This window comes from Paracoccus sp. M683, assembly GCF_007096355.1.
In the GTDB taxonomy this organism is placed as follows: Bacteria; Pseudomonadota; Alphaproteobacteria; order Rhodobacterales; family Rhodobacteraceae; genus Paracoccus.
On the sequence record NZ_VKDF01000002.1, the window covers coordinates 48951 to 64223 of the forward strand.

Below are 15273 nucleotides of genomic sequence, written 5' to 3' on the forward strand. Positions count from 1 at the left end.
CAGGCTGCGGCGCATGAGCCGGCTGACCCTGACCCAACGCATTCTTGGCGTGATCCTCGTGATCCAGCTGGCGCTGCTGGTGGCGCTGGCGGCGGCCAGCCTGCGCAACCTTCGCGCCGAGGTCGGGGCGGAACTTGCGGCCGGTGTCGACACTGCACGGTCTCTGGTGCTGGCCACAATCGGCACCTTGCAGACCGCCGTTCCCCCCGACCGGCTGATGGCCACCCTGCCAGAACGGCTGATCGCGCCCGGCGATGCGACGATCACCATCCTTGACGCGCGCGAGCCGGTGGCCCGCCAGGCCCAGGCCGCCGGCACATCACCGCAATCCGCCCCCGCCTGGTTCGCGCGCCTGATCGCGCCCGAGCCGCAGGAAACCCGCCTGCCGGTGGTGATCGACCAGCGCATGCTGGGCTTTGTCATCATCGCGCCCGATGCATCGGCGCTGATCGCCTCGGCATGGGGCGATATTCGCCGCATTGTCGGCCTGACCGCGATGGCCGCGCTGTTGCAGGGCCTGCTGATCCTGTGGCTGACCCGCCGCGCGCTGCACCCGGTCGAGACGATCTCGGCACGGTTGACCGAGCTGACACAGAGTCAGCTGGATGCCCGCGTTGGCCCGTTGCCGCAGCCTGACCTTGCGCCGATCAGTCGCCGCGTCGATCAGCTGGCCGAAGCGCTGGAACAGGCCCGCACCGAACGCGAGCGCTTGCAGCGCCAGGTCGTCGCCCGCGCCGATCAGGAACGCAAATCCATCGCCCGCGACCTGCATGACGAGATGGGGCCCTGCCTGTTCGGCCTGCGGGTCGAGGCCGAGGCGCTGCGCAACAGCAGCGACGCGCCCCAGATCCGCGACCATGCCGACGCGATCACGGCCATCGCCGATCAGATCAGTCGCGTGAACCGCGCCCTGCTGGATGACCTGAGGCCCGTCCCGGTCGGGCAATTGCCGCTGGCCACGGTGCTGACCGGCCATGTCGAGGATCTGGCCACCCGCTTTCCCGGCCATGACATCCGCATGGCTGTTCCCCCCGGCATCGAGGAACCCGACGAGGCCACGGCCCTGACCCTGTTCCGCATCCTGCAAGAGGGCATCACGAACGCATTGCGCCATGCCGATGCACGGGCGATCAGGGTGACGCTGGCCACGGATCCGGCGCATTGGATCATGACCGTGCAGGATGATGGCAAGGGCATGGCACCCGGCACCGCACAGGGCACCGGCCTGTCAGGCATGGGCGAAAGGATCGCGCTTCTGGCTGGCCGACTGGACATTCGATCGGATAGAACGGGAACCACGCTGATCGCGCAATTGCCAAGGAAGCCACGGCCATGAAATCCGCGCTTGTCATCGACGACCATCCCGTCACCCATCTGGGTGCAGGGCGGTTGCTGCGTGACCTGGGATATGAAGACATCCACCAGGCGATGAATGCGCAGCAGGCCATGCAGCAGGCGCGCGACCGCCAGCCGGGCCTGATCGTTCTCGACATCACGCTGCCCGATGGCGACGGGCTGGCGATGATCGCCGAGCTGCTGGAAGCCGCGCCCTCGGCCCGGATCCTGATCTTTTCCATGAACGACCAGACCGGCTTTGCCGCCCGCGCCCTGGAACTGGGCGCCCATGGTTTTCTTTCCAAGAACGCCCCGCCCGAGGATTTCCGTCAGGCCGTCCGCGCGCAAGAGGCGGGCGAGTTCTATCTTAGCCCGAAACACGCCATCGCGCTGGCGACGATGCGTACCGGGGCCACCGCCGACCCCCTCGCCCAGCTGACCCCGCGTGAGACCGATGTGCTGCACCATATCGGGCAGGGCCTGTCCTTGCAGGGCGTGGCGGACAGGCTGGGGGTCAGCTACAAGACGGTCGCCAACACATCCTCGGCGCTGAAGAAGAAACTGGGTGTGGACGGAATGAACGGGCTGATCCGCATCGCCATGGATCGGGGCGCGCAATCCGGCGGGGCGCAGCAGCGTTGACAAAAACCCTGCCAGCGGCAATGCCGGGCAGGTGGCGAGTGAACGGGAAATACGGTCATGTATCTGGACCTGGACGATACCAGCAAGACGATCTCGATCATCGACAACGCGATCATCGTTCCCCCCTCGCGCGAGAGGGGGCCGAACAACCGCTTTCAGGCCTCGGGCGTGCTGACAGCCGAGGGCGAGCTGGTCGAGAACTCGATCACCTGGGGCGAGGGGCGGCAGGTCAATCAGGGGCCTGTGATGCCCGATCCCGACACCATCCAGCATCTGCCGGGCCAGCACATGTTCGGCGGCATCATGTTCGGCCATTTCGGGCATTTCCTGGTGGAATCGACCACCCGGCTTTGGGCTTTGGACGAATTGCGCGCCGCGATCGCAAGCATCGTCTATACCCCCAAGATCAACGCCCGCCCGATGCAGTTCGTGCGCCAGTTCCGGCCGTTGTTCAATGTGCTGGGCGCGACCGTTCCCGTGCGCTCGACCCCGGTGCCACTGCGGGTCGACCGGCTGTTCGTGCCGCGCCAGGGTTTCGGCCAGTTCGAGCTTATGCGCGGATCCGAGGCCTATCGCGCCTATATGCGCCGCCATGCGGGCAAGCGCATTCCCGCGCGCGGTGCCGAAAAGATCTATATCTCGCGTTCCGGCTTGCAGCGCGACAGGGGCGGGCTGATCGGCGAATGGCTGCTGGAAGAACAGATGCGCCGCGAAGGGTATGAGATTTATCACCCCCAGAACCACCCGCTTGTGGATCAGGTGGCGCAATACAAGGCGGCCAGGCATATCGTCTCGGTCGATTGTTCGCCCCTGCATCTGGTGGGTTTTGTCGGCAATGCCGATCAGAAAGTTGCCATCATCAAGCGCCGCAGCATCGAGTTGATCCCCTATTTCGTCGAACAACTGACCCTGTTTCAGGGTATCGACGCCTTCGAGGTCGATGTGCTGGTCGATGACTGGCTGCCCCATCCCGACCGCCGCCCCGGCCGCCGGTCCTGTGGCGAGATCAGCTTTTCCGGGCTGCATGATGCGCTGGCGGCCAAGGGCATGGTCTCGGGCGGGCAGCCATGGCGCGACCTGACCGATGCCGAACGCGAGGACGAACGCGAACGCCTGCGCGTGCTGCATGAAGGGACCGAGTTTTTCCGCATGCCCAATCGCGAAAGGTTTCTGGAACGGCAAAAGGCCGGCCCGGTGCGTGGTGCCGACAAGTTTGCCTGATCCGGGGGCCTAGCCCTGTTCCATCTCGGCAAAGGGGATGCTGAATCCCGGCACCCATTGATGGATCCGCCGTCCCGGCAGCACCATCGAATCCATCGCCCTGACACTGCGCCAGCCGCCACGGCCGGCTGGCATCGGCGTGTCCAGACGCGCATCCTCGCGATGGACCATCTGATAGGCATAGGTCAGGGCCGCGCGCGGATTGTCATATGGCGTGCCATCCAGTGTCACCCTGACACTGCGCGGCCCGGTCTGCTCGGCGGCGATCACCCGGCAGCGGGAATGGATCGTTGCGGCAAAGCCTTCGACCGTCAGATTGGGGTCGCTGATGCCAGGCACCAGTTCGAAATGCCGCGTCCCGTCCAGATGCAGATCGACCGCATTGCCATGAAACACGGCGCGGCGGATTCCCGGCGCATCCAGAAGCCAGCCGTCATCGGTCTTGCCGCCATCGGCGCGGGCCAGCAATTCCGCTGCCGCAAGCCCGAAATGTTCGCCGAACAGGGCGCGGGCCTCGCTGCCATAATGGATAACGTCATCCAGCGGATAACCGTAGCCCGCCCCGATCAGGTGAACATTCGCGGTTGCATCGGCCACGTCGCGCATGGCCAGCCGGCAAGGCCAGCTGTTTCCGCTGCCGGTGATCGAGGTGCCCGCCGGATCGAGGATCAGCCAATCCGTCGCCAGCCCGAACGCCTGCGTCACCTCTTCGGTGCGGCTGATCAGGGTCAGCAGATTGTCGCGATATTGCGCGGTCTCGGTGGACCTGTCTGCCTCGCCATGCAGGAAATTCACGATGACCCGCCGCAGCGGCGCGCCCTGCCCGGCGGCCAGTTCGGCGGCCTGCCGGATGGTCTGGAACATGTTCAGCAGAATCTGGGAATCGCTGCCATCGGCATTGTTCAGGATGCCTTCGACATGCTGGCCCTTCTTGCTGATGATGCCGTGAAACCGCCGGCCACCCCGCCCCTCGGCCCGGACGATGACCCGATGCGGTGCATTCACGCCCCGTTCCCGCAACAACCGCGCAGCCGCCGCGATCTGGAAGGACTGATAATCGCGGCATTTCTTGGTCTCGTACGAGGCTGCGGCAGCCGGCACCAGCGCCGTCGGCGGCTGTTTTGCAACCGCGCCCAGCAGGCCGCGAAAGGCATTGCCGTCATCAAAGGTGACAATGCGCGGATCATCAAAGGCTGGGCAGGGCAAGGCCGGGATCGACGGATACAGATCGGCATTTGACTGGCCGTAAGCCAGCAGCAACACGGAATAATCACTCATTCAGGGGCTGGCCCTTCCTTGTTCTCGGGGGTCAGGCCCAGCACCGCCTGAACGCCCTGCATGTCGCCGATGGGCACACCGCCGCCATCCAGCGCGGCCTGGGCGCGGCGGCGCGCCTCGTCGATATGGCCGTCGCGATGCAGCAGTTGCGCCACCAGCGCGCCGGCGGCGCGATGAGGGCCGGCCTCGTCGGCAAGCCGGGTCAGGCGCGGCATATGCGGGAACGGCCGGCCGCTGCGCAGGGCGCGCCGCACCCGCCCGGTCAGATGCGTTTCCGCCCAGCCTGTTTCCTCTAGCAGCTGATCGTAAAGCGCGTCGGCCTCGTCATCGCGCTTCAGCCGGTCAAGCAGCTGGATCTGGCGCGGAACAAAGACCAGATAGCGCAGTTTTCCCGGTGGATTGACCCGCTGGAACTGTTCCAGCGCGATCTCGTTCTCGCCATCGCGCATGATCGTTCCAGCCAGATAGCCGGCATAGACCGGCTCGTCCGGGAAGGCCTCGGCAAGGCGCGCGAACCAGAAGCGCGCGCGCTGATATTTCCGCATCTGCAACAGGTTCAGGGCGAAACGCTGCGCCGCCCAACGGTTTTCCGCGATCGGCGCGTCATCGGCCATCTCGCGCGACATGGCCAGCGCGGATTCGGGGTCGGGGCCTTCCATCTCGATCTGGCTGCGAAAACTTTTCAGCGCGCGTTCGGCCGGCGTGCCGCGAATGTCGTCCTGTGCCTCGACCGCCAGAACCCGGTCGCGCAGATCGGCATCCGCACCCGCCGCCGTCAGCGGGCCGCGGAAGGTATTGGCAAGGAAATGGCGGATTTCCCAGATCAGGCTGCGCATATCGACGCGCTTTTGCGGTTCGCCGCGCGACAGGCTGACCAGATCCAGAACCAGCGGCTCGAACGGATAGAACGGTTCGGGCGAGGGCGGGGCCAGCTGCCAATTGCGCACGGCGGCCGACGAAAAGGCGTGCAGCGGCCACTGATACAGCGCCCGACGCAACAGGATCGTGGCCGGGCCGGTCTGCCCGGCACCCAGATGCAGCAGCGCCCGCATCGTGTCGATTTCGCTGAGGACATGGGGCAGCGGGATCATCGCATCGCGCGCCTGCCGGCCGGTTTCGGCAAGGGCGGCGATATCGCCGGCGCGATAGGCATCCTCGGCCCGCATCCGATACATCAAGGGGACGGTATTGCCCTGATCCAGCTGCCGGTCCAGCAGGTCGGACAGCTCGGCCGCCTCGCCCTGCTTGTCCAGCCAGCGGCGCAGATGCACCGTGGCCTGCGCGATCTCGCCATCGTTCAGAAAGCTGCCGGCATCCTGTTCCAGCCGCTGTTGCAGCGCGGTCATGGCCTGGCCCATCGCCGGATCGGTCAGCGACTGGCCGACATCCTCGATCGGCACGGCGCCGATGGCGGCAGCGACACGGGAAAAGCCGCTCATTTCCGGGGCGACGATCAGCGAGGCGCGCGACATCGCATAAAGTTCGAGGAAGTCGAATTGCAGCGAATCCAGCCCCTCCAGCCGGATCAGATCGGGCAGGCGCAGGGTACCCGGCTGGCGCGCGGCCAGCCAGTCGATCGAGGCCGGCGTGTCCGAGATCAGCAGCGCCGGGCGGTCCGGCCCGGTGCCGGACTGGCGCATATGTTCCAGATAGATCTCGGGCGGGACGTATTTGTTGGGCCAGGCCTTGCCGCGCGCGCGATAGCTGCTGGTCACATCGCCATGGCGGATGTGATAGGCGGTAACCTGCCGGCCCGCAAAGGCGGCGTCGATCTGGTCCATCATCTGCCGGATCTTGGGGGTAAAGCTGATCATCGACATCGCGGCGCGATACTGGCGGGCGACCTCGGCCGGGTCTTCGCCCGACAGGGTGGCGGGGCCGGTGGTTTCCTCGATGAAATAATCCGCCTCGGGATCGGCCTGGTCGATGAACTGCTGCGGCGTCAGCTTCTGGAACCGGTTGGCCGGAATGATCCGCAGGCGGCGGGTGCGGGCCTCGGCATCGGTGATGAAATAGCGGGCGCAGAACTCGGGCGCGAACAGGCCGTGATAGTGGGACACATTGGCGCGCTGATCCTGCGAGGGCCAGTGGACGCGCAATGTCGCGCCGGTCGATTGCGCCAGACGCAAGGCGCTGAGCAGCGGGATCAGCCGCGCGCCAAGCCCGTCATTGCGCGACATCAGGATACTGGGGACCATGCGACTGTTCGCCTAAGTGATACTCGGACCGGTCACGCATATCGTTTATCGCGGCCGCTGTCACGCCGACGGGCGGGAACTTGCGCTTTCGGGCGATGCCCATATCCTGCGGCCAGCAAAAGGAGCCGACGCCATGCTGGGTTGTTTCACCCTGACCAATGCCGAAGCCGGCACCGCCGACCGGATGCTGGAATTGCTGGCCACGCAGTTGACGGCCGAAGGGCTGCTGGTCAAAGGCGCGGTGCAGGTCAATACCGCGCCCGATCCCGATTGCGCCTGTGACATGGACCTGCGGGTGCTGGGCGAGGACGGATCAGCCATTCGCATCTCGCAATCGCTTGGTGCGGGCTCCAGCGGTTGCCGGCTGGATACCGGGGCGCTGCAAGTCGCGGCGGGGCGGGTATCGGCACGACTGGCCGAGGGGGCCGATCTGTGCATCCTGCCCAAGTTCGGCAGGCAGGAGGCATCGGGCCTGGGGTTTCGCGAGCTGATCGCGCAGGCGCTGGACCGGGGCATTCCGGTGCTGATCCATGTGCCGGCCGAACAGCGCGCCGCCTTTGACGGCTTTGCCGGTGAGTTCGCCGAATGGCTTGATCCGCAATCGCTGGCCGGCTGGTGCCGCCGCGCGGCCAGTGGCGCGGCCGCATGATGGCCATTGGCGAGAAAGACGAGGTCGATGCGCGCGGGCTGCTTTGCCCCCTGCCGGTTCTGCGGTTGCGCAAGCGGCTGATGGCTTCCCCGCCCGGCACGCGGCTGCGGCTGATCGCCACTGATCCGGCCGCCGTGATCGACGTGCCACATTTCTGCGCCCAGGGTGGTCACAGGTTGATCGGCACGCGCGATCTGGCTGGCGGGGCGCGGGAATATACGGTGGAAAGGGGGCCGCTGGCCCCCTCGGCCGCAAGCGGCCTCACCCCCAGGGATATTTAGACACGGATGATGACATGGCGTTGATCTCGTTTGCCGGCCGAAAGACCTTTTCCGAGTTGAGTGAACAGGAAGTGCTGGCACTGGCGATCTCGGCCGAAGAGGATGACGCCCGGATCTATCGTAACTGGGCCGCCTTTCTGCGCGAGGAATATCCGGCCACGGCGGCGATTTTCGATGGCATGGCCGAGGAAGAGGACAGCCATCGCCAATTGCTGATCGAGGCGCATCAGGCGCGGTTCGGGCAGGCGATTCCGCTGGTGCGGCGCGAGCATGTGGCGGGGTATCACGCGCGGCGGCCGGCCTGGATGATGCAGAACCTGTCGCTGCGCTCGATCCGTGCCGAATCCGCGCATATGGAGCGGGCGGCGGCCAGTTTTTATACCCGTGCCGCCCAGCGCAGCAGCGATGCGGCGACGCGCAAGCTGCTGGGCGATCTGGCCGCTGCCGAGATGGGCCATGAACAGCGGGCCGATGAGCTGGCGCAGCAGCACTTGACCAGCGCGGCAAAGGCTGACGAGGACGAGGCCGCGCATCGCGGCTTTGTGCTGACCTGGGTGCAGCCGGGGCTGGCGGGGTTGATGGATGGCTCGGTCTCGACCCTGGCGCCGATCTTTGCCACGGCCTTTGCCACGCAGGATACCTGGACGACCTTTCTGGTCGGGCTGGCCGCCAGCCTGGGGGCCGGGATCAGCATGGGCTTTACCGAGGCCGCATCCGATGACGGCGTGGTGTCGGGGCGCGGCTCTCCGATCAAGCGAGGCATCGCATCGGGGGTGATGACGGCGATTGGCGGGCTGGGCCATGCGCTGCCCTATCTGATCCCGCATTTCTGGACTGCAACAATCACCGCCATGATCGTCGTTTTCGTCGAGCTTTGGGCGATTGCCTGGATCCAGAATCGTTTTATGAAGACGCCTTTCTGGCGCGCCGCCTTGCAAGTGGTGGTCGGCGGTGGTTTGGTCTTTGCCACCGGGGTGCTGATCGGATCAGGCTGACCCCGCCAAGGGAGGATGCCATGAGCTATGTTCCGCTGCCGTTGCCTGACCGGGTGCAGCTGTCGCCAGGCGCGTCCTTGCAGCAGGTGCAGGCATATCGCGACTATATGCGCCGTCGCCATTCGGTGCGCGATTTCGCCCCCGATCCGGTCGAACGCGCCGTGATCGAGGCCTGTATCGAGGCCGCCGGCACCGCGCCTTCGGGCGCCAACCAGCAGCCCTGGCATTTCGTGGCGATTGCCGATCCCGCCATGAAGGCCCGCATCCGCGAGGCAGCCGAAGAGGAAGAGCGCGCCTTTTATGCGGGCGGTGGCGGTGATGAATGGCTGACCGCGCTGGAGCCGGTCGGCACCGGCCCCGAAAAGCCGCATCTGACCATCGCGCCCTGGCTGATCGTGGTATTCGCCCAGCGTTACGGGCTGGACGACGAGGGTGGGCGGCACAAGCATTATTATGTGCCCGAAAGCGTGGGCATCGCCTGTGGCATGCTGATCGCCGCGATCCATCATGCCGGGCTGGTGACGCTGGAACATACGCCCAATCCGATGAAATTCCTGAATGCGCTGTGCCATCGGCCCGAGAATGAAAAGCCGGTGATGATCCTGCCGGTCGGGCTGCCATCACCCGCCGCGACCGTGCCGGCGGCAGCCAAGCGCAAGAAGCCCCTGTCACAGATCATGTCCGTCTTCTGATGCTGCCGATCTTCCTGAAGACGCTACCCTTCTTTCTGCTGATCGGCACCGGCTGGCTAGCCGTGCGTCTGCGGATCATCCCGTCCGAGGCCGCGGCCTGGCTGACCAAATTCGTATTCTACTTCGCCCTGTCGGCGATGCTGTTCCGGTTTTCGTCACAGCTTGATCTGGCCGAACTGTTCGATGCCCGCTTTGTGGCGGCCTATCTGTCGGGGTCGGTGCTGATCTGGGTGATCGGCATGGCTGTTGCGCGCCGGCGCGGGTTGCCGCTGGATGAGATGGCGATCGAGGCGCAATGCTGCATGATCGGCAATACCGGCTTTCTGGGCGTGCCGATGCTGCTGGTGCTGCTGGGCGAGCGCGCCGTGGGATCGGTTCTGCTGGTGCTGGCCATCGACACGATCGTGTTTTCGACGCTGATCACGCTGGTGATCGGCGTGGCGCGGCAGGGACGCTTCCGGCTGGCGGTGATTTGGCCGGCGCTGAAGGGGGTCGCCGCCAATCCCATGGTCGTGTCGATGCTGGCGGGGCTGGCCTGGGGCTGGTTCCGCCTGCCCATGCCGGCCGCGCTGGATGAATATCTGTCGATCCTGGGTGCTGCCGCGACGCCCGGCGCGCTGTTCGCCATCGGCGCCAGTCTGACCGGCATTCAGCTTGCCCGCACCGGCCCGGCGCTGTGGCTGTCATTCGCCAAGCTGTTCCTGCACCCTTTGGCCGTTGGCATCGCCGCCTTCCTGATCTTCAAGGTCGAGCCCTTTGCCGCCGGCGTCATGGTGGCCGCCGCCGCCCTGCCGGTGGCCGGCAATGTCTATATCCTGGCGCAGTATTTCGGGGTGGGCGTGCAGCGGGTCTCGTCGGCGATCCTGATCTCGACGGCGGCCAGCATCGTCACTATTCCCCTGGTCATTCACTGGATTACTCAAGGCTGAGCCATGCGCAATATCTCTGACCTGCAATTGCAGAACATCCTGCTTGACGTGGATGCCGATGGCATCGCCACCGTCACCCTGAACCGCCCGGCCAAGCGTAACGCGCTGGATCTTGCCACCATCGACGAGTTGGTCGACATCTTTACCACCCTGCCGCGCGCCGGCGTCAAGGCCGCGATCCTGCGCGCCAATGGCGATCATTTCAGCGCCGGTTTGGATCTGGTGGAACATCACCGCGAACAGCGCAGCGCCAGCGATTTCATGCATGTCTGCCTGCGCTGGCACGAGGCCTTCAACAAGATGGAATATGGCGGCGTGCCGATCATCGCCGTCTTGAAAGGCGCGGTCGTCGGCGGCGGGCTGGAACTGGCCTCGGCGGCCCATATCCGCGTGGCGTCGATGGACACCTATTTCGGCCTGCCCGAGGGCCAGCGCGGGCTGTTCACCGGCGGCGGCGCGACGATCCGCGTGGCCGATCTGATCGGCAAGGCGCGGATGATCGACATGATGCTGTCGGGGCGTCTGTATCGCGGCGCCGAGGCGGTGGATGTGGGCCTGTGTCAATACATGGTCGAGGATGCCGAGGCGAAGGCCTGGGACATCGCCCGCGCCGCAGCCCAAAACCCGCCCTTGTCGAATTTCGCCATCTGCTCGGCCATCAGTCATATGCAGAACATGTCGGCGCTGGATGCCGCCTATGCCGAGGCGGTCGTGGCCGGCGTGGTCAACACCCAGGAAGCCGCCAAGGCCCGGCTTGAGGCTTTTGCCAAGGGAACGGCGGCGAAGGTCAAACCCGAGTAAGGACCAGCCACCCGGCCCCTGACTGGCGCATTGTGTTGCAGCGTTATTGCTATAGGCTTCACTGGCATCAGCATGGGGGCCAGCGTGAGCCTGAAAGACCTGAACGACCAGCCTGTGCAGGCGGCAGAATATGACCTGATCATCATCGGTGCGGGCCCTGCGGGATTGGCCATCGCGGCCGAGTTTCTGGGCAGCGGTCTGCGGGTTGCGGTTCTGGAAAGTGGCGGCAAGGAACGCAACGGCGCGGCCGACGATCTGGATGCGTTCGAGAATGTCGGACATGCGCGTGCGCCTCATGCCGAAACGCGCAGCCGGGGTCTTGGCGGCACCAGCGCCATCTGGACCGGCCGTTGCGGCATGCTGGACGATATCGACTTTCACGCCCGGCCCTGGCTGCCGCGATCCGGCTGGCCGATCAGCGCGGCGACCCTGCGGCCCTATTACCACCGCGCCGGCCCCTATCTGGGGCTGTCGGCAACCTTGTCCGGGGCCGAGGCCGGCCACGATCTTTACCAGGGCTTTGACAAGCCGCCATGGGACAGTGCCGTCTTTCGCGATGCGGTCTGGCAATTCAGCAATGCCGACAATGACGGCATGTCGCTGTTGCGCCAGTTGGCCGATGCCGAAGTGATCGACGCCGCAGGGACCGGGGTTTTGCAGCATTCGGGCCGGACCTCGGCGGTCAATCTGGGCGAAAGGCTGCGCAAACCGCTGACCGACAGCACCGATATCGACATTGTCCTGAACGCCACGGCCCTGGAAATCGAGGTTGACCCGGCCAGCGCGACGGCGGCGCGTTCGGTTCTGGTCGCACGGTCGGATGGGCAGCAGGACAGGTTCCACGGCCGGCGCATCGTCCTGGCCTGTGGCGGGATCGAAAATGCCCGGCTGCTGCTTGCGTCCCGCAGCGGCAATCCCAAAGGCCTGGGCAATGATCACGATCAGGTCGGACGCCATCTGACGGATCATCATTTCTCGGAAATCGGTCGCTATACCGATGGCGGCGGCAAACAGATCCGGCGCCGGTTCGGCAGTCGCTGGCATTCGGCCGCTGATTCCAAGACGATCTATTGCATGGGCGTCCGAACCGCGGAAGCCACCCAAAGAGACAAGCAGCTGCTGAACGCGACGATCCATATCGTCGATTTTGGCAGCCGCCTGAATGCGCTGAGCACGCTGGCAAACGGGGCAAGAGCCGCAAAGCAAAAGGATGCGGGCACAGCCGCCAGAAACCTGTCGCAGGCATTGCGGCGTCCGGGCGATCTGGCAGTCTCGGTCCGCGATCGCTTTGTCAGGGGAACGCCGCCGTTGAACCTGCCACAGCTGACGTTGTTGGGATGCGTCCTGGAACAGGAACTTGACCCTGACAGCCGCGTGACCCTGTCCTCGCGGACAAACCGGCTTGGCCAACCCATTGCCAAGATCGACTGGCGCATCTCGGATCGGGAATTTCGCACGGCCCGCGCCATGGCCGGGATGTTTCACGCCGAAACCGACAGGCTTGGCCTTGCGCCTCCGGCGCGGCCCGACTGGCTGGACGGTGATTTCGACGACTGGTCGCAGGGGCTGACCGATCTGGCCCACCCATCCTGCACGACGCGCATGTCCGACGACCCCGCCACCGGCGTCGTCGATGCCAATTGCAAGCTGCATGGCGTCGAGGGTGTGTATGTCGCGGGCAGCTCGGTTTTCTCGACACCCGGACATATGAACCCGACGCAGACCATCCTTGCGCTTGGCATCCGGTTGGCCGACCATCTGAAACAGCAGATATTGTCCGGCCCATCCGCGCCGCCAGCCAGCGTTGCACGCCCGCGCCGCTTGCGCATCGGCTTTATCGGCGGCGGCAATCGCGTCGCCACAATCTATCACCCCGTCACGCAGGCGCTTGCCGACCGGCTGGAGGTCGTCGGCGCCGTCACCGGCAGCGACGAGGGCGCAGCCCGCATCGCCAGCCAGACAGGCTGGACCGCACATACCGATCCTGGCCGCCTTGTGGCCGAGGGCCGGCCGGATTTTCTTGTCGTGGCGCTGCCGCCGTCGATGAATGACGGTCTTTATCCGTCACTGATCGGCCTGGACGTGCCGCTGCTGCTGGAAACGCCCTTTTGCTGGAACGAGGTAAGGGGCCGCAAGTTGCTGCGCCAGATCGGCAAGGCTGGCCGTCTGGTCGGCGTGGCCGAGCAGTTTCCCTTCCTGCCCGAATATCAATTGTGGCAAAAGCTGATCGGGCTGGGGCTGATCGGCAAGATCGAAGCCGTCGTCAATGATTTCGCCGTCTACGACTATCACGGCATCGGCCTGCTGCGGACGCTGATGGGGCGCGAACGTCGCCCGGATCTGGCCAATGGCAGGATTGCCGCACTGAATGACGACGAGGCTTGGGCGCTTGGCTCGGTCAGGTTCACTGATGGCAGTTTTCTGATCAACAATTACTCGGCCAGCTATGCCGCCAACCCACATCGTCCAGCTGGTGAAATCCGCGTCTGCGGAACACAGGGAACGCTGCGGACGGGACAGGCGCTGTTCGCGAATGGCGGCCCCGGCGGCCAGCCGTTGCTGTCCCCAATCCGGCGCGAACAGCAGGGCGGCGCCTTGACCGCGCTGTCTGTCCTGACGCCCGATGGCGAAATCCGGTGGGACAATCCCTATGCCGGCCCCCATGCCGGCCATCGACTGACGGATGAACAGATCGCGGTGGCGGAACTGCTGACGCGCATGGGCGAGGCCGCCCGCAGCGCAGCGCCGCCGCCCTATGCCCCCTGGGCCGCGCTGGAGGACGTAGAGCTGCTGGCGGCCCTGCGCTATTCGGCGGCGCGTGGCGGGGCCGCGATCCCGTTGCCGCTGGCCGCAACCAGGGAAAAACTGCGCGGAAAGGCGCGGCAGACCGCCGGAAAGATCACCGGCCGCCTGCGCCGTTAGGTCAGGCGCCGCGCCTGCCCCAGCACGCGATCCAGCGATTGCAGGAACTGCGCGCGCTCGGCCTTGCCAAAGCCCTTGCCGCCGCCCTGATGGAACGGATCGGCCGAGCGGATATCAGCCATCAGATCGCGCGTGGCCAGCCTTGGCCCGATATTGGCAACCGTCAGCACCTCGCCGTCGTGCTGGATCACCAGCGCCCCCGCCTTCAGGCAGCGATCGGCCAGCGGCAGGTCGCTGGTCACCACCACATCGCCCGGCCCGCATTGATCCGCGATCCATTTGTCAGCCTCGTCCGGCCCTTCCGCCACGATCTTCAGCGTCACCAGGGGATTGGCGGGCATCCGCAGCCCGCCATTGCAGACCAGCACCATGGGCACGCGCAGGCGCGTCGTGACCCGTTCGGCCTCGGCCTTGACCGGGCAGGCATCGGCGTCGATGTAAAGCGTGGTCAATCGCGCAGCAGCTCGTTGATCGAGGTCTTGCTGCGGGTCTTGGCGTCCACGCGCTTCACGATAACCGCGCAGTAAAGGTTGATCCCGTTCTTCGACGGCATGGACCCTGCCACCACCACCGAACCGGCGGGAACCTCGCCATACATGACCTCGCCCGTCTCGCGGTCGACGATCTTGGTCGACTGGCCGATGAATACGCCCATGCCCAGAACGCTGCCTTCGCGGACGATGCAGCCCTCGACCACCTCGGACCGGGCGCCGATGAAGCAATCATCCTCGATGATCGTCGGGCCGGCCTGCAAGGGTTCCAGCACGCCACCGATGCCGACGCCACCCGACAGGTGCACGTTCTTGCCGATCTGCGCGCAGGAACCCACCGTGGCCCAGGTGTCGACCATGGTGCCCTCACCCACATGCGCGCCCAGGTTCACGAAAGAGGGCATCAGCACCGCGCCTTTGGCGATAAAGGCCGAACGCCGCACGATCGCGCCCGGAACGGCGCGAAAGCCCGCCGCGCGCCACTGGTTGTCGCCCCAGCCCTCGAACTTGGTCGGCACCTTGTCCCACCAGCTCGACCCTTCGGGCGCGCCGGACATCGGCCCCATGTCATTCAGCCGGAACCCCAGCAGCACGGCCTTTTTGGCCCATTGGTTCACATGCCAGTCATTGCCGCGCTTTTCCGCCACCCGCAGCGCGCCCGAATCGAGCCGGTTCAGGGCCTCTTCAATGGCCTCGCGCGATTCACCCTTGGTCGCCGGCGTGATGTCCGCCCGGTGTTCCCAAGCGGCTTCGATGGCGGTTTCCAATGCAGCGGTCATGGCAGGCCTCTCTTTGGGTGGTGTTAAGGTTTCATCGGCTATAAGCGTGGAAGCCTGTGG

The 15273-nt window shown here is 65.6% G+C and carries 14 protein-coding genes; 10 read left to right on the forward strand and 4 right to left on the reverse strand.

What is annotated here, in order from left to right; translation table 11 throughout:
- The first annotated feature begins 13 nt into the window (after nt 1-13).
- The 3 genes from FNJ84_RS03455 to FNJ84_RS03465 are packed head-to-tail and all read left to right on the forward strand — an operon-like array spanning nt 14 to nt 3198.
- Entirely contained in the window at nt 14-1336 is a 1323-nt protein-coding gene (locus tag FNJ84_RS03455; protein ID WP_143791540.1) for a histidine kinase, read from the forward strand.
- A complete protein-coding gene (locus FNJ84_RS03460) occupies nt 1333-1977 on the forward strand; it encodes a response regulator transcription factor (RefSeq protein ID WP_143791541.1) in 645 nt (214 codons plus the stop codon). Before FNJ84_RS03455 ends, FNJ84_RS03460 begins: the two co-directional genes overlap by 4 nt.
- Before the next feature lie 57 nt (nt 1978-2034).
- On the forward strand, nt 2035-3198 hold the full coding sequence (locus FNJ84_RS03465) for a glycosyltransferase 61 family protein (RefSeq protein WP_143791542.1): 1164 nt from the start codon (nt 2035-2037) through the stop codon (nt 3196-3198).
- 9 nt (nt 3199-3207) lie between these two features.
- Here FNJ84_RS03465 and FNJ84_RS03470 read toward each other — a convergent pair whose 3' ends face one another.
- Nucleotides 3208-4476, reverse strand: coding sequence for a hypothetical protein (locus tag FNJ84_RS03470; protein WP_143791543.1), 1269 nt, complete (start codon nt 4474-4476; stop codon nt 3208-3210).
- Complete coding sequence (locus FNJ84_RS03475) at nt 4473-6674, reverse strand: hypothetical protein (RefSeq protein WP_143791544.1); 2202 nt, start codon at nt 6672-6674, stop codon at nt 4473-4475. Before FNJ84_RS03475 ends, FNJ84_RS03470 begins: the two co-directional genes overlap by 4 nt.
- 133 nt (nt 6675-6807) lie before the next feature.
- Here FNJ84_RS03475 and FNJ84_RS03480 point away from each other — a divergent pair, with 133 nt between their 5' ends.
- The 7 genes from FNJ84_RS03480 (at nt 6808) to FNJ84_RS03510 (ending at nt 13943) form a co-directional block, all read left to right on the forward strand.
- Complete coding sequence (locus FNJ84_RS03480; protein ID WP_143791545.1) at nt 6808-7323, forward strand: DUF2478 domain-containing protein; 516 nt, start codon at nt 6808-6810, stop codon at nt 7321-7323.
- Nucleotides 7320-7604, forward strand: a complete 285-nt coding sequence (locus FNJ84_RS03485; protein ID WP_370454561.1) for a sulfurtransferase TusA family protein — start codon at nt 7320-7322, stop codon at nt 7602-7604. The genes FNJ84_RS03480 and FNJ84_RS03485 overlap by 4 nt, the downstream gene beginning before the upstream one ends.
- Nucleotides 7605-7618: 14 nt before the next feature.
- On the forward strand, nt 7619-8599 hold the full coding sequence (mbfA, locus tag FNJ84_RS03490) for an iron exporter MbfA (RefSeq protein WP_143791546.1): 981 nt from the start codon (nt 7619-7621) through the stop codon (nt 8597-8599).
- 20 nt (nt 8600-8619) lie between these two features.
- A complete protein-coding gene (locus FNJ84_RS03495) occupies nt 8620-9291 on the forward strand; it encodes a nitroreductase family protein (protein WP_143791547.1) in 672 nt (223 codons plus the stop codon).
- Nucleotides 9291-10220 carry an AEC family transporter gene (locus FNJ84_RS03500; RefSeq protein ID WP_143791548.1) on the forward strand — a complete coding sequence of 310 codons (930 nt, stop codon included), beginning with the start codon at nt 9291-9293 and terminating at the stop codon, nt 10218-10220. Before FNJ84_RS03495 ends, FNJ84_RS03500 begins: the two co-directional genes overlap by 1 nt.
- Nucleotides 10221-10223: 3 nt before the next feature.
- Complete coding sequence (locus FNJ84_RS03505) at nt 10224-11021, forward strand: crotonase/enoyl-CoA hydratase family protein (RefSeq protein ID WP_143791549.1); 798 nt, start codon at nt 10224-10226, stop codon at nt 11019-11021.
- 84 nt (nt 11022-11105) lie between these two features.
- Nucleotides 11106-13943: a GMC oxidoreductase gene (locus FNJ84_RS03510; RefSeq protein ID WP_185968409.1), complete on the forward strand. Its 2838-nt coding sequence runs from the start codon at nt 11106-11108 to the stop codon at nt 13941-13943.
- Here the strand turns inward: FNJ84_RS03510 and FNJ84_RS03515 are convergent.
- The gene (locus tag FNJ84_RS03515) at nt 13940-14395 is read right to left on the reverse strand and encodes a YaiI/YqxD family protein (RefSeq protein WP_143791551.1); all 456 of its coding nucleotides are present in this window, start codon (nt 14393-14395) and stop codon (nt 13940-13942) included. The two genes, FNJ84_RS03510 and FNJ84_RS03515, sit on opposite strands and share 4 nt — an antisense overlap.
- Nucleotides 14392-15213: a 2,3,4,5-tetrahydropyridine-2,6-dicarboxylate N-succinyltransferase gene (gene dapD / locus FNJ84_RS03520; protein WP_143791552.1), complete on the reverse strand. Its 822-nt coding sequence runs from the start codon at nt 15211-15213 to the stop codon at nt 14392-14394. Before dapD ends, FNJ84_RS03515 begins: the two co-directional genes overlap by 4 nt.
- Between the last annotated feature and the right edge of the window lie 60 nt (nt 15214-15273).